Raw genomic sequence first — 21,029 nt, forward strand, 5'->3', positions numbered from 1 at the left:
TAATTGATAATCAATATTTCATTAAATTTAAATTAGCGCACTATATAATGAAGTTAAGGGTGGATAGCATGAATGGATTTGAGAAAAGAGCCGCTCAAATAAAACTCAAAATTATGAAGACTACTATGGAGATGCTCAAGAGCTGTGAGCCCAAACGTCTCCGGATCGCAGACATTGCGAAAGAAGCAGGCGTCTCACAGGTGACGATTTATAATTATTTTGGCAGCAAGGAAGCACTGCTTGGTGAGACCTTTAAAGATTTTATAGAGAAGGCCATTCGTGAATTTGAAGATTACATTCATGGAGAGCATTCTCTAAAAGAGATTATTGAATACATTATGACGATGGAGAGAGAAACCTACAGTTCATTGTCTCCTACGACTGTGAAGGAGCTTATGATTGAGGACCAGGAAATGTTTCATTATATTGAAGAACGTTACACGAATGACGTTTTACCATTGATGGTCAAGATGGTGGAGGATGGCAAAGCACGAGGAGAAATTTCAAATAAAGTATCCACCAAAGGGATACTTTCATTTATAGGAATGTATATGCGAAGCTCGGGAGAAATGCTAGATGAAGCCAGCAAACAAGAAGATATAGACGGCTTCCTGGAGGAAGCCATCCATCTCTTCTTCTATGGCATTTGCGGGCGGGAGCAGGAGTAGCGTAAGGTTTGCAACCTGTTTACTCTAATTCATCATGGGAAAAGCGGATTCCCTGTCATCCCTACCCACAGCTCGGATTGTTCAAGATGGGCTGCAAGCTGAAGCAGTAAATCTTCCCGCCCTTTAGCAGCCATTACCTGTACCCCCATCGGCAGACCCGCTTGCGACATATGGACGGGAACGCTCATGGCGGGTTGGCCCGTCAAATTGGCAAGCTGGGTGAACGGTGTATAGGTTAGGCTTGGTTTAAACATAGCGTAAATCATTCGCTCTTGTTCCTCTTTCGGCAACTCATGTACATGCAGCAGTTTTTCGATTTCAGCAGAACTATGCGTTAACTCGCCAATCTTAGGAGCTGAATCCGCATTTGTTGGTGTGATATACAGATCGTAGCGGTTAAGCAGACCTGCCATTTGAGCGGCTGCAATATCCCATTCATCCAGACTATGCACAAATTCTGCCGCAGAGACTTTTCTTCCGGCTTCCCCAAGGACCCAAGTAACGATATCAACTTCACTGGAAGTAATGGAACGTCCCATCATTTTTTCCAGCGATACGAACATCGCTGCCACTTCCCCAGTATTCATCGTATAGTAATTCTCCATTAGCCTTACACCATTTACCGGGCTCAGCTTTTCTTCAACTTCATACCCCTCAGCTTCGAGCCATTTTACAGTCTTGAGCACAGCAATTACTGCTTCATTCGTTACAGGAGTGCCCACTGGGGATGCTGTTGTGAACGCTATGCGCAGTTTTCGCTGTGTTGGTTTGAAAAGATCGTCCAGATAGACGCCCGGATATAGCGGTGTTTGAAAAGCAGCCTCTGGCTGCACGACCTGCAGCAGATCCAGCATAGCAGCGCTATCACGTACGGACCGTGTCAACGCGAAGTCGATAGAAGCACCTTGCCATTGACGGCCTACACCTGGTCCTACTGGAGTGCGTCCACGGGTTGGCTTCAGCCCGAACAAGCCGGTGAACGAGGCAGGGATACGGATCGAGCCGCCGCCATCACTAGCTCCAGCTACCGGAACAATACCAGAGGCTACCGCCGCTGCTGCACCGCCGCTAGAACCACCAGGGGAATATTCGAGATTCCACGGATTACGTGCCGGGCCGTGAAGGACGTTCTCGGTGATGTTTTTGAGGCCGAATTCCGGTGTATTCGTATGTCCAAGCGGAATAAAACCGCCGTTTCTGATTCGTGCTACGTAGTTCGAGTCGCGTCTAGCAATATTGTCTTTCATCAATAAGGCACCTGAAGTAAGAGGTTCTCCAGCGATGGCTTGAGAGATGTCCTTCAGCAGAAAAGGAACGCCAGCAAACGGGCGAGAGTCATCGTGTACAGGCATTTCGTCAGCTTCCTTAAGAGCAGCTTCTCTACGGGTGCGTACGACTGCATTAAGGACTGGATTGACTTCATCGAGTCGATCGAAGGCGGCTTCAACCAGCTCCCTAGGGGAGACTTCACGTGCTTTGATAAGCGCTGCGAGTCCTAGGGCATCATATGTAGAATAAGAAAAGGACATAATAGGTACCTTCTTTCGAATAGGAATAAATAGCCTGTCTCTATTGTATTATACATCCCGCTAGTAATGATTTGAAAATGGATACCTTATATCTATCAATTCTTTTTTATACCCGATTAGGCTATACTAAATATTAAATGGATCTTATGGGGTGTACTGATGAACGAAGATAAATATCAGAATGTTGATGGACTAATGGAAGCTTTCCAGCAATTTTCCAGGATGAATTGGCGTAAAACTACGGTCTGGGGATTGAAGCCAAGTGAAGTTCGGATGTTGGTCTCTTTAAAGCTGGGGAATGAACGGGAAGGAAAGAGGGGCCAGACGGTTTCGGATATTAGCAAATTTCTAAAGGTTACTTCTCCTACGGTTACACAGATGGTCAATAGCCTGATTGCACAAGGATATGTAGTGCGTACTGCCGATACACAGGATCGCCGGATCAGTGAGATCACGCTTACGGAAAAAGGAGAGCATTTGGCCGAAATGGCTGTAACGAAATCCCGAAACACCTTTAAAGGTATGATTGATTATATGGGCAAAGAAAAGACAGATTCGTTAATGGGGCTGTTAAACGAGGTCTACGATTATTTTGAAGAATTGAATGATAATCAACCCACTGAATCCTAATCCTTCACATAAAAAAGAGATGTCGCACAGCCTAAGCTGTTAACGGACATCTCTAATGTATATTTATTTGTGATTAATGTGCAGCAGGTACAGACTTTTCAAGTTTTTTGCTTTCGCTTTTTCCCTCTGCAGTTACCTCAACTTTTTTCTCGCCACTTCGTAACGGAATCTCTTTAAGGAACAGGACAAGCAGTGCTGCAATTACTAACAGTGCAGTGCCGCTTAAGAATACAACCGTCAGGGAATCGCTTAGTGCGTTCCGCAGCATCTCAATCAATTGATTAAAGAGCGGCTGGATTTGCTCTGGCAGTGTTGCGTGCAGTTCCTTCAGCTTAGGTTGATCCAGCAGCATTTGCGGGTTCATAAATGCGGATAGCTGTTTAGCGGATTCAGGATCAAGTTTGGTTAAATCCGGACCCTTGCCAGAGGACACTGCTGCCTCTAATTTTTTCGTTAATGTGGAGTTCATAATGGTACCCATGATAGCAATACCAATGGTTCCACCTAAATTACGGAATAAAGTATTTGTAGCAGTAGCAACACCAAGCATGGAAGGAGCTACAGCATTTTGTACGGTTAAGGTAAACACAGGCATCGACAGCCCTAAACCAATACCGAAAATAATCATGCTGACTACGGCCATAGCGATATTGCTCATGAAGGCCATTATGATCATAGCCGCAACCATAAACGGCATTCCCATCAGAGCATAACGCTTGTATTTACCTGATTTGGAGATCCATCTTCCTACAAGTGTACTAAGTACAATCATTGCAAGTGACATCGGCATATTAATAAATCCGGAGTTGGTTGGGGAGACACCTTCTACACCTTGGACAAAGAACGGTAGATAGATCATTGCGCCCATCATACCAGCATTCATTAGGAAGCCTACAATCATAGAGATGGTTACAATGGAGTTTTTAAATAAGGATAATGGCAACACTGGGCTTTTAGCTTTTCGTTCAATCAGAATCAAAATGATAACTCCCAGAATTGACGCTCCGAACAGCCCGAGAATTTCTGGAGAACCCCAGTCATATTTTGTCCCGGCCCATGAAAAGCCGAGCAAGAGTGCAACAATGGTAAGGGAAAGGAATATAGAGCCTAAGTAGTCAATGGATTCTGAGGTGGAGCGTGCAGTTTTAGGGAACATTCTCCAAATCATAAAGAAAGCCACGATACCGAAAGGCAGGAAGATCCAGAAGATCCATTTCCAAGCCATGTGATCCACCATGAAGCCGCCAAGGGTAGGACCGATTACGCTGGAGAATCCAAATATGGCCATCATAATTCCGGTCCACTTGGCTCTCTCTCTAGGAGCGAACAAATCACCTACAGCGGTTACGGTAGCCGACATTAGAATCCCGCCGCCAAGACCTTGAATCCCGCGATAAGTGATCATTTGGAAAATATTTGTCGACAATCCGGACATGAAAGCGCCTATAATAAAAATAACGATCCCCGCTAAGAGGAATGGCTTTCTTCCATAGATATCGGATAACTTACCGACAAGTACGGTGGCGATTGTTGAGGTGAGCATATAGATGGTGATTACCCAAGTATAATGTTCAATGCCTCCCAACATCGCAATAATTCGGGGCATTGCAGTCCCCACAATGGTCTGGTTGATTGCTGCGAAAAACATGGCCGCCATTAATGCAATCATAATTGTAACTTTTTTCTTTTGCGTAAGGTGCTCCAGAGCAGTTCCTCTCCTTTAACGTCTATATATTGTAGTTTGGGAATTCATGTCTTAATAATTAGGTAGCCAAACTATCATTTATGTATAATACACAAATTCATCATTTAGCACAACTGTTTAATTATTTAATTTTAATCTAATGAGAATGTGATTTGGACTTGATTTTTTGGAAATAGGTAGGTAATCTAATTAGATTGAGTTAAATTGGAGGTGCCCTATGGATACTCAAAATAGTCAAGAGCAAAAGCTAATCATAGCCTTTGAGAACATTAAACGTTTGACCGCTCGTCCCTCTTTTAAGGAAAGTGTTTCGTATAGAGAATTTGTGATGATGTATGTCATTAACAATTTGATGAAACGAAAGAAGCCTTCAGACGGTGAAGAGCAACGGGGAGTAATGATTTCCAGATTAAGCGACCTGCTCCAAATCAGCAGACCTACTGCGACGCAAATGGTAAACAGCTTGGAGGAAAAAGGATACGTGGTGCGAACAACGTCCGATACTGATCGGCGAGTTGTATATATTGCTCTAACGAATGAAGGAGAACAGATTTATGATTCGCAGATGGCTACTTATTCCGGTATTCTAAGCGAAGTTATGGAAAAGGTAGGCAAGAAAGAGATCGACCAATTGATTTTTCTATGTGATCGTTTTCAAGAAGCGGTGCATGAAGTCAGAAGCCGTCAGCTTTTTAATTCATCCGATGAAGATCCGCTCGTTTTGGATTCTGTATAGTGAACATAACCAAAAGATATTTCGGAGCCTTTAGCCGGAACGTCTTTTTTTCTGCACCCAGAGCAAGGAGGAATTACAATCAGAATATTAGCGATTAGTGACATTCACGGAAGTTATTCCGAATTCAACGCATTGTTAAAAAAGGTAAACTATCGTCCATCCGAGGACAAGCTCATCCTGATGGGGGATTATGTGGATAGAGGTCTCAATAGTAAAGGGATTGTGGATCAGGTCATGGCTCTGAAGCGGGAGTGTGGCGCTATTGTTCTAAAAGGCAATCATGATAAAATGGCCTATGATGCGCTCACCGGCGAAGATGATAAACTGGATACGCATTGGCTTAGCAACGGCGGTTTGTATACATTGATGAGCTACTGTGAGGCAGATTCGAACTTTTTTAAAGCGGATTTTGGCTGGGACGATTATATGTTGCTGAAAGAAGAACTTAGACAGAAATACAAACATCATTTAGATTTTCTAAGTTCATTGCCGCTATATCACGAGACCGAAGAGCATATTTTTGTGCATGCAGGCATTAACCCCTTAATAGAAGATTGGAAGCAGCAAGAGCCGTATGATTTTATCTGGATCAGAGAACCATTTTATACGAATCCGGTAGTTAGCACTAATAAAACGGTTATTTTTGGACATACCTCGACGATGGATCTACATGATTCGGAAGAAATCTGGTTTAGCCCGCAGGGCGATAAGATCGGTGTGGACGGTGGATGCGCATATGGTCAACGTCTGAACTGTTTGGAGATTTCTGGAGGGGAATATATCACACATTTTGTTCGGAATGGGGAGAAGCCTTGAGCTGTCTCTCTTTTTTAATATAGATCTTCTTACATAAGTCATGAAATGAACTTAAAGAAATATAGAATAGCACTGTATTAAACCTCAACTATGTATAAAATAAAGAGAGTAGGGGGTGTAATAGATGAATGCGAACAACAAATATCATATCCTCATGCAAGGGACGATCAGCAACAATGTGAGCGAAACCTGTAAGGCGTTTGGCATATCTCGGACGATCTATTATCAGTGGTGTAAAGCTTACCAACAACAGGGCATGGATGGACTGGCTGAGAAGGAACGAAAACCGGTAATGCCTAATAAAGTGGATAAGCGAACAGAGAGACTGATCTTAAAATACGTTGCCAAATTTCCTGAAGATGGACCCAAGCGAATCTTTTATGAACTGCAGGATGAGGGTGTGAACATAGGGGAGTCAGGTATTTACAATGTGCTGCGTCGTAATGGACTTAGTACGAGGATAGAACGTGAGGCTTATGCCAAAGAAGTCAAAGCAAAGAAGAGGGAAGGTGCACAAGCAGTTAACACCAAAGGGTGTAAAGAGAAACCGAAATCTCTCGACTATAAGATGAAAAATCCTGAAAATGCTCACCCCGGGTATATGTGCCAACAAAGTATTAGCTATATGGGCGTATTCCCAAGGGTAGGAAAGGTGTATCAATATGTGGTCTACGATGCCTATTCCAGATTAGGCTTAGTTAAGCTTTATAATAGGAAGTCTGCCATTCATTTTATCGATTTTATGGATCTGAAGGTTATCCCATTGATGAAGACCTTAGAATTCCAAATCGACAATTTGGTAACGAACAAAAGTCGTGAATTTACTACAAACTGGGATAGAGGGAAACATAAATACAGCGATTTTTTACATAAGAACAACATAAATCAAGTAGCTATAACTGCAGATCAGACAGAAGTATTTCAGCCATTACATCAATTCGTGGCGGTGTTAACGAAAGAATTTTACCAGCAGGCTTGGTTGGATGCTTCGATAGATTCCTTTGAGATTTTAGAAAAGCGCTTACATGAATACTTGAGGATCTATAACTTCAGCAGGGTGATCACAGATGGACCTAATCAAGGTAAAATACCATCAGATGTCGCACTTGAGTATACAGGCCAGCGTGAGACCTTGCCATTATGGTTATTTACAAGGAGATAACGGATGATGACTAAGATGAAGCATGAAGACAGGATAGGGATCATCGGTGCAGGGATTTCCGGGATTACTGCTGCTTACCAATTAGCGAAAAAAGGATATACCCATATTACTCTCCTTGAGAAGTCAGACCGAGTAGGCGGAAAGTGTCACTCTATTGAATACAAAGGGAAAACTTATGAAATGGGGACGCTAATCGGCTTGCCAACTTATAAACATACGATAGAACTTATGAAAGAGTTTGATCTTATGGATAAAGGGCCGCTATTGGAACGGGGATTTTTTGATAATAACGGGAGGAAGACTTCTCAGATTCCTATGGACCAAATTCAGGCATTTACTCAAGAATTCAAAAGGTTGCCCGATATTTTGAAGCGTTATAAGTCACTGCAAGAACCTGGTTTTCTGAACTTACCCTCAGATTTATGCCAGCCATTCTCAGAGTGGTGTGCAGAGAACGATCTAACTGTTATTGGGCAGGTGTATATGCATTACTTCAATACTTTTGGTTTTGGAAGTATTCAAGATGTGCCGGCGGCTTATGTGTTGAAATTTCTTACTTATGATAATTTACTATCTTTTATTGAAATCACTCACATGATAACCTGGCCTAAGGGAGTCACAGAACTCATTAGAAGAATGGCCGACCAAGTAGAAGATCTGCGTCTGACTTGTGAAGTGCTACATATGGAGCAAGAGGTGAACGGTCAAGTTCGGGTGGAAACAAGCCAGGATATCTTTTATTTCGATAAGGTGATTTATACAGCTTCCTTAGAGCATCTGAGCGATAGGGTTCACTTATCTTCGGAAGACAGAGCATTATTCGAGCGCATTATCTATGAACGATTTCGGGTATATGCTTACAGAGTGAAGGGGCTACCGGAGCTATCAGGATATATCCCCCGCAATATGAACCCTGAACGTAAAGGACATATGATGGCGTGGTATTACAGGTGGGCAGATATGGGAACAACAGATTTAGTTACGGTTTATGTAGCGGAGAATGATGAAATGACAGATCTAGAAATGCGGGAAAAGGTAGAAAATAAACTTCGCGAGCTTGGCGGCGAGAATATCCGTCTGTATATGATGAAGCGCTGGAAGCAGTTCCCCCATGTGGATTCTAATGCGATCCGGGAAGGGTTTTATGAACGGCTTGATCAGATGCAGGGAAGAGATGAAATCTATTATGCTGGAGAGATCATGAACTTTCCTACACTGGAGAACTGTATTGTTTATTCGAAATACCTGGTTGAACGATTTTTTTAAATTGTTTTAGCAGTAGCCTTGTCCACAAAGAAATTTGTCGACAAGGTTTTTTTACATTGCAGAAAAAATATATTTGGGGCACCCCGCAAAGTATCTGGAGTAAGCATCAAAGCAAAACTCCGCTTTGCGGGGATAATTTACTTTCAAGTTAGGTTTACAGTGTGTAGTTCTATAGACATAGTTTCCAATTGAATTCCCTGCTTAGGATAGGTCCTCTGATAAATTCCAGTACTATTGATGTGTAAACTTAACTCGAAATGAGACTATGAAAACCTTGATAAATCAACGTTTTGAGTGGTTTGATCGTTCGAAGGAGGATGGGATATATTGGACTCAAGACATAGCTTATATACAAAATATGAAGGAGGAATTCATTATGTTTTTATTCGAATCGATTCCCTGGTACTCTGCTCTTATGTGGTTAGTAGTACTTGCAGGATTAATGATTTTCAACGAGATAGCTCGAAAGAGCAAGTGGTTCTCAATCATTCTATTTATAGCTGTACCAATTGTGCTTACCATAGCGGTTTGGCCGAATACGGCGGGTGAAGGCTCTAGTACTGGAACTTGGTTTCACTGGGTTAAGGTATATTCTGCTTTGGCAGGATGTTTAGGGTTCATGGCGATCCGCTATGTTAAAGGTTGGGACAAAAATAAATATATCTTAATGTTCCCGGCGATTATCCTTGCAGTTAACATCCTTGAAGCTGTTATCCGTGATTTCCAAGTGTACAGTTTGCAGGGTATGGTGGATGGCGTAATGATGGTAGGTGGTCCTTGGAACATAATGAACGGGATCGCAGGTATTCTGAACATTATTACGATTTCGGGTTGGATGGGTATTGTTATCAGTAAAGACAAGAGTAAGGATATGTTGTGGCCTGACCAGCTTTGGTTCTGGATTATCGCCTATGATATTTGGAACTTTGCTTATGTATATAACGCAGTTTCTGACCATGCCTTCTATGCAGGCGCAGCATTGTTGATCTCTTGTACCATTCCAGCTTTCTTCTTCAAAAAAGGAGCATGGCTGCAGCATCGCGCTCAAACCTTGGCGATTTGGATGATGTTTACGATGTCTTTCCCGGCGTTTGTTGGTGAGTCGAAGTTCGCTGTTCAATCCTCACATAGCGAAACCGCGCTTTGGGTAGTGAGCGCATTATCCTTGGCTGCTAACATTGCAGTATTTGTCTATCACTTCTATAAAATTATTAAACATAAACGGAATCCGCTTAAAGTGGAAGTGTATACAGATTTAGCGGCTTATAAGGCGATTGCGGAGAGTGTAAAATAATATAAGGCTTAATAGCTTTTTTAAGAATCCGCGCCTAGCGCGGGTTTTTTTATGGAATAGAAATTATAAAATTGCGAGATCGCGGAGAAATGTGAAACGAATTTATGGGATGGGCCTATATTCAACTAGTGGCCATGGGGAGCACTGTTTTTAATTAACCTCACGCCTCTTTGAGATGTATAACGGGCCGAGCGGACCTTATAGCCTTCGAAATGCATGTTTTAGTCGAGCATACGGACAAATGTATGCGGAAAACCAAATACAATGTGCTGAAGGTAATGTAAACGAGCCGAATGTATGCGAAAAACCAAATACAATGTGCCGACGGTAACGTAAGCGAGCCGAATGTATGCGAAAAACCGAATACAATGTGCCGACGGTAACGTAAACGAGCCAAATGTATGCGAAAAACCATACACAATGTGCTGATGGTAACGTAATCGAGCCAAATGTATGCGAAAAACTGAACACAATGTGCCGACGGTAACGTAAACGAGCCAAATGTATGCGAAAAACTGAATACATGTGCTGATGGTAACGTAAACGAGCCAAATGTATGCGGAAAAGCAAATACAATGTGCCGACGGTAACGTAATCGAGCCAAATGTATGCGAAAAACCGAATACAATGTGCTGATGGTAACGTAAACGAGCCGAATGTATGCGAAAAACTGAATTCATTGTGCTGATGGTAATGTAAACGAGCCGAATGTATGCGAAAAACCAAATACAATGTGCCGACGGTAACGTAAACGAGCCAAATGTATGCGAAAAACCAAATATAATGTGCTGATGGTAACGTAATCGAGCCGAATGTATGCGAAAAACCAAATACAATGTGCCGACGGTAACGTAAACGAGCCAAATGTATGCGAAAAACCATACACAATGTGCTGATGGTAACGTAATCGAGCCAAATGTATGCTAAAAACCAAATATAATGTGCTGATGGTAACGTAAACGAGCCGAATGTATGCGAAAAACTGAATACATTGTGCTGATGGTAACGTAAACGAGCCAGCGCCGTTATCCGCCCCAAGTCACACGGGAATGGGCTTGTTATTAGGGAATAAGTGCAATGCGGTCCGTCTCTCGGAACCTCACTACGAAGGTATATATGGATACGATTATGGAATTACGGATGTACTCAGCTTGTAACTCTACCTCCAAGGAAGCCGTCAGGCGTTTTTCTTGCGTAAATGCAAAGATCGATCATAATCATCAAGCATAACGCAATCCGCGTAAAGACTCTTGCCAATACTTTTGATGAACGAATGATTCTATGGTCTGAAGGTCTGAAGCTGCATAATTCTAATGAAGTTTATGTTCTCCAAAGATGAAGATTATGTTCTTCAAATATGTGAAGGACAGTTGTTGTTTTTTGACTCCTGATTAAAGACTTAAAAGTGTATCTATAGTAAACTGAATGTAAAGTGCCCACGGTATAATGGGTATAATTTGTTGAAGAGCTCTTCGGATGAAGAGTTTTTTCCATTTTACAGAAAAGAATGTGATATGTTATGCAGCTTCGGGCTAGTCTTCAGAAGAAAAGATTACTAGAGAAATATCTTTCTGGGGAGGGGATGGATTATCGGCAAATTATAGCTTTATTTATTCCAATTCTGATAGACCAGGCCTTCATTATTGGACTGAATCTGGTAAATACCGCAATGATCAGCTCGTCCGGGATGGCGGCGGTCAGTGCAGTGAATATGGTGGATTCGCTGAATATTTTTCTGATCAATGTGTTCGTGGCGGTTGCAACCGGGGGAACAGTGGTAGTCGCGCAGTATAAAGGGAGCGGAAACGACCGGATGGTGTCCCAGGCTACGGCGGCTTCGGTCGCCTCGGTGTCGCTGATTGCTTTGGGAATTGGTCTGTTGCTAATGGGATTACATACTCCAATATTGAACCTGTTGTTCGGAACCGCCTCACCCGAAGTGCTGGACAATGCCCGCATCTACATGATCGGCAGCAGCATCTCGTATCTGGGTATCGCGGTGGTTCAGGCGGTTTGCGGAGCTCTGCGAGGAGTGGGCAAGACACGAGCTTCTTTGATGCTGTCGCTCATCATGAACCTGCTGTATGTTATCCTGAACGTGGTCTTCATTAACCTGTTGCACATGGGTGTGCTGGGGATGACGCTTGCGATTAATATCGCGCGGTATGCAGGTATGGTTTGTGCCCTGGTGTATCTGTTCAAGGTGGATACGACCCTGCGGGTGCGTTTTCGTGACCTATTTCGAATCCCTCTGACCATGCTGAGGAGAATCATGTTCATCGGCGTGCCGTTCGCGGCGGAGCAGATGTTCTTCAATGGGGGTAAACTGCTCACTCAGGTGTTTATTGTCAGCCTAGGCACTTATGCCATTGCGACCAATGCCATTGCCGGCTCTCTGGCTCTGGTGTTTCAAATTCCAGCCAGCGCGCTGTCGCTAACTATTGTAACGGTGGTCGGCCAATGTATCGGGCGGGGGAATGTCTCTGAAGCCAGAAAGTTCATCAAGTCCTTTCTCTGGATAGGGTCCGGCTCTTTGGCGTTGATCGCCTTGATTCTGATGCCGCTATTCCACCCGCTGGTATCGATCTTTTCCCCACCTCCCGAGATCATTGACGATCTGTTTGTGGTGCTGCTGGTGAATTCCATTGCCCAAGTTCCACTGTGGGCCGTCAGCTTTATTTTGCCGTCCGCGCTGCGGGCAGCGGGAGATTCCCGCTTCACCTCAATTACCTCGATGCTGACGATGTGGCTGTTTCGGGTGATTTTTGGATACATCCTTGGGATCGTACTAGGTTACGGTGTCATGGGTGTCTGGTTGGCAATGAACTGCGAGTGGGCCGTTCGCGGGGGCATTTTTCTGTGGCGCTTCAAAGGCAAAAAGTGGTTTGCACACAAGCTGATTTAGAATTGTTGATAGGATACACTACCTACGCCTGCTGACGGAAACGTAGCTCTTTTATATTAAAAACGTAAAAATAAAGCACAGGGCAGCGATTCTCATATTTACTTGAGAGTCGCTGCCCTACGTTTTGTTATCGTCTGCTTCCGAAGTATGTGGGGAGGGATTTGCTAGTGAAGACTCAAATCCATCGATTTCTCCGCTCGGAATTTCTTTCTTCTGAAGCAAATTAAAAGACAAGCCAGTAACAATACACAGATTAAAGTTGCTGTATAAGTGAAACTGCTATCCCAAAACATAATCTGAACATTCATTAAGGAATGGACGCCAATCACGAAAAATAGATTCTTAGTTAGGACATAGAGTAATGAGAATATGATCCCTAGGATTACTAGAACGATAAAATCATAAACAAAATCAATTCCGACTAATCCTGAATAGATCCGATTTGGGATATGTATAGCGGCAAAGATCGATTGTGAGATAAGCATTGCATAAACAATGCGTGAAGTATTGGTTTTGACTTTTTTGACTTTATTTAATAAAAGATAAATTTGAACTAGCAGAAAGCCCCGAAACAAAACTTCTTCCAGTAAAGCATTTCCGAAAATCTGACCCAGAAATCCACCGAAGACGACGTTCGAATTCGTAAAGATATCATTATTGAATGTTAAACTTGAGTGAGTCAGTAATGTCATACCTAAATCAACAATGTTTATAGCAAGCCAAAATAGTAAAGTACCGATAAGTCCTGCTAATAATTTATTTTTTCTTAACCCAATATCACTAGGTGATAATTTAGCTATTATACATAAGAAAATAACCACTTCTAACACAAGGCCGAACAGATTTGCAGCTAACGTTTCGTTGATCCATCCGTTTGTGCTTTTGGCAATAACGCTTAAAGTTCCATTTGCAAAAAGGACAAGGTTAACCGTTAGTGTGAAGAGAATATGAATAAAAATGAGACTGACGATATAGCGTATTGATGTAGGCTTAACTTTAACAATCGATAGCTCCTCAGTTACTTTATTGCGCAGCATGATTTGTAATCCTCCTTAGGTTTTACCCGAGCATTGCGTATTCTAGAACATCATCTATAATACATAATTTCCCAAATGATATCTGAGATTTACTATATTCTTTAAGTGTTCGAGTTCACCATTACAAAAATCATATATTCTCACTTTAGCCTTAGCTCCCCCCCCGGATTGACAGATGCAGGGGCACTGGCTATACTTGAAATGTTAAAATGTAAATCGGATAAAACGTTGATGAAAATGAAGTACACCGGAGGATGGCTTGATCAGAGAACAGGTTCCTTTACGAAAGCGTTTCGTAATGGCTGTGAGAACCTTGAAGACAGGCCGGTGGAAAGCTAATTTCGGAGTGTGGGATCACAATTCTCACCGGGGGCACCCGTTATCAGCCGCGACAAGGCGATCGTCTGCAATTTTCCCGTGAATCGGGTTAAGGCGATAACCAGGGTGGTACCGCGATATTAATCGTCCCTGAATTATTCAGGGGCGTTTTTTTGTTTTTATTTTTTAGAAAATTTGTGTAATCTGGCGCATACGCCGAATTAATGATGAGACGGGAGCTGTAAATAATGAAAGCAAGTGAAATTCGTTCCAAATGGCTTAAGTTTTTTGAAAGTAAAGGTCACAAGATTGAACCTAGTGCATCCCTCGTACCGCATAACGATCCATCGCTGCTGTGGATTAACGCAGGTATGGCACCGCTGAAAGCTTACTTTGATGGACGTGAGATTCCTGAGAATCCGCGCCTGACGAACTCACAGAAATGTATTCGTACCAATGATATCGAGAATGTAGGGAAGACACGTCGTCACCATACGTTCTTCGAAATGTTGGGTAACTTCTCTATCGGCGATTATTTCAAAGAAGAAGCTATTACATGGGCTTGGGAATTCTTAACTGGCAAGGAGTGGATCGGCTTCGATCCTGAACGCATCTCCGTAACTGTGTATGCTGAGGATGAAGAAGCATTCAAGCTATGGAATGAAAAAGTGGGCTTGCCAGCAGAACGCATCATTAAGCTGGGAGATGAAAACTTCTGGGATATCGGCGAAGGCCCTTGTGGTCCTTGTTCGGAAATCTTTTATGACCGCGGCGAAGCTTACGGCAGCGACATGAGCGATCCAGAAATGTATCCAGGCGGAGAAAACGAACGCTGGCTTGAAGTATGGAACCTAGTGTTCTCACAGTTCAACCATAACAAGGATGGCAGCTATACGCCGCTTCCGAACAAGAACATTGATACCGGTGCTGGATTAGAGCGTTTTGCTTCCATTTTGCAAGATGTAGATTCCAACTTCGATACCGATTTGTTCCAACCCATTATTCAAAAAACTGCTGAGCTTGCCGGTGTAACTTATAAAGATAATGTTGAGCAGGATATCGCGCTTAAAGTTATCGCTGACCATGTGCGTACGGTTACTTTTGCCGTAGGTGACGGAGTACTTCCTTCTAATGAAGGTCGTGGTTATATTATCCGTCGATTGCTACGCCGTGCCGTTCGTTACGGAAAAACCTTGGGTCTGGATCGTCCATTCCTGCATGAATTAACGGAAACTGTTGGCGAGATTATGGGTGTGTATTATCCATCCGTTGTCGAGAATCGTGAATATATCGCAAAGATTATCCGTACAGAAGAAGAACGTTTCCATGAGACATTGTCTGACGGATTGGCTATTTTGGGGGAGATCAGCACTAAAGCAAAAGCGGATGGCCTCAGCACCATTGCTGGAGCCGATGCATTTAAGCTTTATGACACTTACGGGTTCCCGTTTGACTTGACTGAAGATTTCGCAGCAGAGCAAGGATTAACTGTAGACCGTGAAGGTTTCGATGCCGCTATGCAAGAACAGCGTGACCGTGCAAGAGCAGCACGTCATGACGGTGGAAGCATGAAGATTCAGGGTGGCGCATTGGCGGATCTGACGGTTAAAAGTGAATTTGTTGGATATAATGACTCGGTAACAGAGTCGAAGATTATGGCTATTGTTGTGGGTGACGAATTGGTGGACACTGCTGGCGAAGGCGTAGAGTGCCAAGTGATTCTTGAGGCAACACCGTTCTACGCTGAAAGTGGTGGACAGGTGAGTGACACGGGTGTGCTTACTGGCGGTTCGGTTACAGCTAAGGTAAAAGGATTGTTCAAAGCTCCACACGGTCAACATGTACATTTGGTAACTGTGGAAGCTGGAGAATTGAAAGTAGGCGAATCGGTTCGTGCTGAAGTAGATCGTGCACAGCGTGAAGATATCGTGAAGAACCATACAGCTACCCATCTACTGCATAAAGCGCTCAAAGAGGTTCTCGGCGGCCATGTTAACCAAGCAGGATCGTTAGTGGAAGGCGCACGTTTACGGTTTGACTTCTCCCATTTCGGAGCGATTACACCGGAAGAACTAAGCGACATCGAGCATCGCGTGAACGCACAAATTTGGCGTGGTCTTGATGTAGTCATTGAGAACAAGCCGATTGATGAAGCTAAGGCTATGGGTGCTATGGCACTATTTGGCGAAAAGTATGGCAATATCGTGCGTGTCGTTCAAGTCGGCGATTACAGCCTTGAGCTTTGTGGCGGATGCCATGTATCCAACACATCTCAAATTGGAATTTTCAAGCTGCTTAGCGAAAGTGGTATTGGTTCTGGAGTGCGCCGTATCGAAGCAGTGACTGGACGTTACGCTTATCAGTTCACTGAGAGTCAACTGGATCTGCTCAAGCAATCTGCGGGTCTACTGAAGTCTTCTTTGAATGATGTTCCAAAACGGATTGAAGCACTGCATAACCAAGTCCGTGAGCTTTCGCGTGAGAATGAATCCTTGCAATCTAAGCTGAGCGCAACATTTGCTGCTGAACTAACGAGCAGTGTGAAAACGGTTGGCGCAGGTACGCAGCTTCTTGCTGTTGCCGTACAAGCAGGAAATATGGATGCATTGCGTTCCACTGCAGATGAATTGAAATCCAAGCTTCCGGATGCTGTTCTTGTTCTGGGTGCTGCCATGGACGACAAGGTGAACTTTGTTGTAGCTGTACCACAGGATCTGGTGAAAAAGGGCTTCCACGCTGGTAAGATCGTTAAAGAAGTTGCAGCAGTATGCGGCGGCGGCGGTGGCGGACGTCCAGATATGGCACAAGCTGGCGGTAAAGACGCTTCCAAGCTTAGTGAGGCACTGGCTAAAGCAGAAGAATTAATAGCTTCCCTAGCATAAATTAAAATTACGAAACTATTTCTTAATTTAAACGTATTACGAAAAAACATAGCGGTACTGAGAGGTTGACATCAGTACCGCTACTCTTTATTAACAGGTGGTTAGATTTTCATGAAAAGTTGTGCTTGACAATAGCTTAAAAGCCAAAAATATCATTATTTTTGTAGAGGAAATACCAAAAAAAGCGTTATTCCACGCGTAGGATTTCCTCGTTGGGCTATGAATATGTTATGATAAAGGAAGCAAGTGAGCTGCACAGTAGCAACTTTGCGAAGCCGCCCTGATAGGGTGATTTTGCAGAAGGAAGGTGTCACAAATGGACTCCATGGACAAAACGGTCAAATTCAATGTGAAGGGCGACGAAAAGGAAGCATCTCCCCAGGAAATATTGCTCGCTGTATACGATGCACTGGTGGAGAAAGAGTATCATCCGATCAATCAGATCGTAGGGTATCTACTTTCCGGAGACCCAGCTTACATTCCGCGTCATAACAACGCGAGAAGTTTGGTCCGGAGAAAAGAACGTGATGAGCTGATTGAAGAGCTGGTTAGATTCTACCTCGTCAATCACAAGGTGGATAATCCCAGATGAAGAAGAAGTTAGGACTGGATTACGGCGACCGTAGAATCGGTGTAGCCACAAGCGATGTTTTTGGATGGACGGCACAAGCTCTTGAAACGATTGAGCGCCGCGGTACTGGTAATGAGTTCGAACGTATTCGTGAACTTGTTACGGAGCACGAAATTGGAGAGATTGTAGTTGGTCTACCGAAGAATATGAACGGCTCAGTAGGACCCCGGGGCGAAATCTGCATAGAGTTCGCTGACAAGCTGCGGGAGCAATTTGCAATGCCCGTACACCTTTGGGATGAGCGTCTGACGACGGTATCCGCAGAGCGGGTGCTGATTGAAGGGGACGTCAGCCGGAAGAAACGCAAAGGGATTGTGGACAAAATGGCTGCAGCCCTGATTTTGCAAAATTTTTTGGATGCTAACAGTAAAAGGTGAGGGGTGCGAGGAAATGACAAACGAACAGATTGGCCAAGAGGAAGAACCGGAAATTATCTATATTCCCGATGAGGAAGGTAATGAAGAGGAATTCGAGGTCATTATGAAGTTTGAGGTTGATGGCTCGGACGCTAAGTACATGATGGTGGTTCCGCTTGATTCCGAGGACGAGGAAACCGATGAGGTTTATGCGTTCCGTTATGTGGAAGAAGGCGACGATCTTCAATTGTTCATGATCGATAATGACGAGGAGTGGGCGATTGTCGAAGAGACTTTCAACACACTGGTTGACGAGTTGGACGGAGGATCTGAGAATGACTGATCGATCCGCTGACCAAGCGGTATGGACTTCTCGACTTAAAGAAGCCTACGGAGAAACAGTAGAACTGGAAGATGAGCAGGGCAAGTCTTCCATTTACGATATTATTGCCGAATTCGAAGTCGGTGGTCGCGGCTATGCTGTGCTGCAAGGCGCTGGTAAAGACGTGGATTATGAAATCCTGCGTATCGTTGTCTCTCCTAACGGACTTCCGGAATTAGAGAACATCGTTGACGATGAAGAATGGGAAGATATCTCAGAACTATATGATGAGATGACTTTCCCAGTGGATGACGCAGAGTAAGTCTTAAACATGTACGTTACATTTATGACGAGTACGGAAGAGGGCGGAGAATTCCGCGCTCTTTTTGCTTGGTATATGTGATGTTCTTTTTGGAGAATTCAACTTATTAATTCCTGTGATTCAGGTACGATCATCAATCCCTCTTACTTATAGGGAATTGTCCTCATAAGTAAGAGGGATTGGTTGGTGTTTTGATATTATAAGGAATTACTCCCTATAATTTTAAGGAATAACCGAGATCATGCCTTGAGTTGATGAAATGTAAGGAGTATTTCCCTATAACTCTTACAGTGACCTCCTTATGTAGAGCATTTCTTGAGATATGTATTGAATTTTAAGTAATACACTTTTATACTTTATAGTCGGAAAGTGAGGAACCTGACTTGAAATCCGCAATCCGTACTGTGCTTATCGTTATTCTTTTGCTGGTAGCAGCAGGAGGCGGAGGCGCTTGGTACATTTGGAACGGGATGCAGCCGGTAAAGCCTGCAGGACCTGCCGTAACATTTACGATAGAGAAGGGCATGGGCAGTGCGGAAATAGCCGACCTGCTCGAACAAAATGGCATTATTCGCAACAGTCTTTTTTTTAAGGGATATTTAAAATGGACCAAAGAAGGTTCTAGCTTCAAGGCTGGTACTTATGTTGCTAGTCCAGGCGATACCTATGACGAGCTCATCGAGAGGTTAAATGCTGGTGATGTTGTTAAGAAAGAGACCATAACTTTTACAATTCCCGAAGGATATACTGCTGAGCAGATTGCCAAGAAGCTTGCTGAAGCGTGGAATCAGGAGGCTGCTATTTTTCTCGAAATAATGGATACCGGTGCGGGCTTAAAGGGAGTTGATCTTCTAGGTATCCCACAGGATAAGAATCTTCGCCATCGTCTTGAAGGATACTTGTTCCCAGAAACGTATGAACTAGCTAAGGACAGTACACCGCAGGAAGTTGTAGAAGCGTTATTGGATCAGTTCCAGAAGAAACTGGATACGATCCCGAACTGGAAGCAGAAGCTTGAAGCACGTGGAATGACGCTGCATGAACTGTTGACGGTGGCCTCGTTAGTTGAGCGTGAAGTCGTGGTAGATAGTGAACGACCGCTAGTCGCTGGCGTGATTTATAACCGCTTAAAGAAGGAGCAAAAGCTGGAGATTGATGCTACGGTTCAATATTTGCTCGACAAACAGAAGGAAAGACTGTTATATAAAGATTTGGAAGTTGACAGTCCTTATAACACCTATAGAAATATTGGGCTTCCTCCGGGACCTATTAGTAATCCAGGGCTGGCTTCTATTCAGGCGGCACTTGAACCTGAGGCATCTGAATACTACTTCTATGTGACAAAGAAAGATGGTACACAGGGCCATTTGTTTGCTAAGACTTACAAGGAACATTTAGCCAATATCGAAAAAAGTAAGCAAGAATCGAAATAAAATATTAAAATGAAGAGTGGTGCGGTTGAAACAACTGTACAAGTAGGAGGTACAACATGACTAACAAACCGGAATTATTGGCGACAGCAGCATCCTTAGAGGAAGCTGCTGCTTTGCTGGATGCCGGAGCCGACGCGTTGCTCATCGGGGATGATCGTTTCGGCATGCGTCTTGCCGGACATTTTTCTCTGGAGGATACAGCTGCTGTCGTAGAAATGGCACATGCGCGTGGCTGCAAGGTATATGCTGGACTAGGTGGGCTCATGTCCAACCTTCTTCTTGAAGAGCTTCCTGCCTATGTGAAGGCTATAGGTGAACTTGATGTTGATGGTGTTGAATTTGGTGATCCTGCTGTGTTGACTACAGTGAAAAAGGAAGCGCCGGGGATGAATCTGCATTGGAATGCAGAAATGACCTCTACCAATTACGCAACCGCGAATTATTGGGGGCGTAAAGGGGCTACTCGCGTTGTTCTTGCCCGTGAGCTGAATATGGATGAAATGACGGAAATGGTTCCGCTTTTAGAGGTAGAAGCACAGGTTCAGGTTCACGGCATGACCAATATATATCATTCCAAGCGTAAGCTTGTAGAAAGCTATATGTCACATCAAGGACGTCCAATTGAAGGGGGCAGTCTTAGCAAGGAACGTGGTCTATTCTTGATTGAGGCAGAGCGAGATGACCAAAAGTTCCCGATCTATGAAGACGTGAACGGTACACATATTATGAGTTCGGATGATATATGTATTTTGGAGGATCTTCATATCCTTATGGCTGCAGGCGTACAGAGTTTTAAGATTGAAGGATTGTTGAAATCAACAGCTTATAATGTGGCGGTTGTTAAGACCTATCGTAAAGCTATTGATCTCTATGCAGCTGATCCAGAAGGCTATTCTTTCCAAGAGGATTGGATGGAAGCAATCAGAACGTTGCAGGATCCAGAACGGGAGCTAAGCTTCGGATTTTTCTATAAAGAGCAAGTATATTAAGTTTAATTTAAGACAGTTCTTAGTTCCC

General features: G+C 43.6%; 18 protein-coding genes. 15 read left to right on the top strand and 3 right to left on the bottom strand.

Annotated features, from left to right (window positions below):
- The first annotated feature begins 68 nt into the window (after positions 1-68).
- Complete coding sequence (locus tag ACN6MV_RS08150) at positions 69-668, top strand: TetR/AcrR family transcriptional regulator (protein WP_419886125.1); 600 nt, start codon at positions 69-71, stop codon at positions 666-668.
- Between the two features lie 32 nt (positions 669-700).
- Here the strand turns inward: ACN6MV_RS08150 and ACN6MV_RS08155 are convergent, their stop codons facing one another.
- Positions 701-2,197 carry an amidase gene (locus ACN6MV_RS08155; RefSeq protein WP_339289848.1) on the bottom strand — a complete coding sequence of 499 codons (1,497 nt, stop codon included), beginning with the start codon at positions 2,195-2,197 and terminating at the stop codon, positions 701-703.
- Between the two features lie 159 nt (positions 2,198-2,356).
- Here ACN6MV_RS08155 and ACN6MV_RS08160 point away from each other — a divergent pair, with 159 nt between their 5' ends.
- Positions 2,357-2,827 carry a MarR family winged helix-turn-helix transcriptional regulator gene (locus ACN6MV_RS08160; protein ID WP_419886126.1) on the top strand — a complete coding sequence of 157 codons (471 nt, stop codon included), beginning with the start codon at positions 2,357-2,359 and terminating at the stop codon, positions 2,825-2,827.
- A gap of 73 nt (positions 2,828-2,900) precedes the next feature.
- On the opposite strand, the gene ACN6MV_RS08165 is transcribed toward ACN6MV_RS08160, so the two are convergent.
- Entirely contained in the window at positions 2,901-4,532 is a 1,632-nt protein-coding gene (locus ACN6MV_RS08165; protein WP_042125457.1) for an MDR family MFS transporter, read from the bottom strand.
- A 217-nt stretch (positions 4,533-4,749) separates the two neighbouring features.
- On the opposite strand from ACN6MV_RS08165, the gene ACN6MV_RS08170 reads away from it, so the two are divergent.
- From ACN6MV_RS08170 to ACN6MV_RS08195, 6 genes are all read left to right on the top strand, one after another.
- Positions 4,750-5,268 carry a MarR family winged helix-turn-helix transcriptional regulator gene (locus tag ACN6MV_RS08170; protein ID WP_042125459.1) on the top strand — a complete coding sequence of 173 codons (519 nt, stop codon included), beginning with the start codon at positions 4,750-4,752 and terminating at the stop codon, positions 5,266-5,268.
- An 84-nt stretch (positions 5,269-5,352) separates the two neighbouring features.
- Positions 5,353-6,084 (top strand): metallophosphoesterase family protein, encoded by a 732-nt coding sequence (locus ACN6MV_RS08175; RefSeq protein ID WP_419886727.1) that lies wholly within the window; start codon positions 5,353-5,355, stop codon positions 6,082-6,084.
- Between the two features lie 124 nt (positions 6,085-6,208).
- Positions 6,209-7,246, top strand: a complete 1,038-nt coding sequence (locus tag ACN6MV_RS08180) for a helix-turn-helix domain-containing protein (RefSeq protein WP_042125462.1) — start codon at positions 6,209-6,211, stop codon at positions 7,244-7,246.
- Between the two features lie 3 nt (positions 7,247-7,249).
- A complete protein-coding gene (locus tag ACN6MV_RS08185) occupies positions 7,250-8,512 on the top strand; it encodes an FAD-dependent oxidoreductase (RefSeq protein WP_081954029.1) in 1,263 nt (420 codons plus the stop codon).
- A gap of 376 nt (positions 8,513-8,888) precedes the next feature.
- Entirely contained in the window at positions 8,889-9,806 is a 918-nt protein-coding gene (locus tag ACN6MV_RS08190; RefSeq protein ID WP_042125466.1) for a DUF5692 family protein, read from the top strand.
- A 1,519-nt stretch (positions 9,807-11,325) separates the two neighbouring features.
- The gene (locus ACN6MV_RS08195; RefSeq protein WP_076120862.1) at positions 11,326-12,711 is read left to right on the top strand and encodes an MATE family efflux transporter; all 1,386 of its coding nucleotides are present in this window, start codon (positions 11,326-11,328) and stop codon (positions 12,709-12,711) included.
- A gap of 164 nt (positions 12,712-12,875) precedes the next feature.
- Here ACN6MV_RS08195 and ACN6MV_RS08200 read toward each other — a convergent pair whose 3' ends face one another.
- Positions 12,876-13,748, bottom strand: coding sequence for a CPBP family intramembrane glutamic endopeptidase (locus tag ACN6MV_RS08200; protein ID WP_042125470.1), 873 nt, complete (start codon positions 13,746-13,748; stop codon positions 12,876-12,878).
- A gap of 566 nt (positions 13,749-14,314) precedes the next feature.
- On the opposite strand from ACN6MV_RS08200, the gene alaS reads away from it, so the two are divergent.
- The 7 genes from alaS (at position 14,315) to ACN6MV_RS08235 (ending at position 21,001) form a co-directional block, all read left to right on the top strand.
- Positions 14,315-16,948 (top strand): alanine--tRNA ligase, encoded by a 2,634-nt coding sequence (gene alaS / locus ACN6MV_RS08205; RefSeq protein ID WP_076120860.1) that lies wholly within the window; start codon positions 14,315-14,317, stop codon positions 16,946-16,948.
- Positions 16,949-17,264: 316 nt separating this feature from the next.
- A complete protein-coding gene (locus ACN6MV_RS08210; protein ID WP_042125473.1) occupies positions 17,265-17,540 on the top strand; it encodes an IreB family regulatory phosphoprotein in 276 nt (91 codons plus the stop codon).
- A complete protein-coding gene (gene ruvX / locus ACN6MV_RS08215) occupies positions 17,537-17,956 on the top strand; it encodes a Holliday junction resolvase RuvX (protein WP_042125475.1) in 420 nt (139 codons plus the stop codon). Before ACN6MV_RS08210 ends, ruvX begins: the two co-directional genes overlap by 4 nt.
- A 13-nt stretch (positions 17,957-17,969) precedes the next feature.
- Positions 17,970-18,278: a DUF1292 domain-containing protein gene (locus tag ACN6MV_RS08220; protein ID WP_038569507.1), complete on the top strand. Its 309-nt coding sequence runs from the start codon at positions 17,970-17,972 to the stop codon at positions 18,276-18,278.
- Positions 18,271-18,579: a DUF1292 domain-containing protein gene (locus ACN6MV_RS08225; protein WP_341111385.1), complete on the top strand. Its 309-nt coding sequence runs from the start codon at positions 18,271-18,273 to the stop codon at positions 18,577-18,579. Before ACN6MV_RS08220 ends, ACN6MV_RS08225 begins: the two co-directional genes overlap by 8 nt.
- Positions 18,580-18,962: 383 nt before the next feature.
- A complete protein-coding gene (mltG, locus tag ACN6MV_RS08230) occupies positions 18,963-20,012 on the top strand; it encodes an endolytic transglycosylase MltG (RefSeq protein WP_341111388.1) in 1,050 nt (349 codons plus the stop codon).
- Positions 20,013-20,068: 56 nt separating this feature from the next.
- Positions 20,069-21,001 carry a peptidase U32 family protein gene (locus ACN6MV_RS08235; RefSeq protein WP_419886127.1) on the top strand — a complete coding sequence of 311 codons (933 nt, stop codon included), beginning with the start codon at positions 20,069-20,071 and terminating at the stop codon, positions 20,999-21,001.
- The last annotated feature ends 28 nt before the right edge of the window (positions 21,002-21,029 follow it).

The organism is Paenibacillus sp. B-A-8, from assembly GCF_048572915.1.
In the GTDB taxonomy this organism is placed as follows: Bacteria; Bacillota; Bacilli; order Paenibacillales; family Paenibacillaceae; genus Paenibacillus_AQ.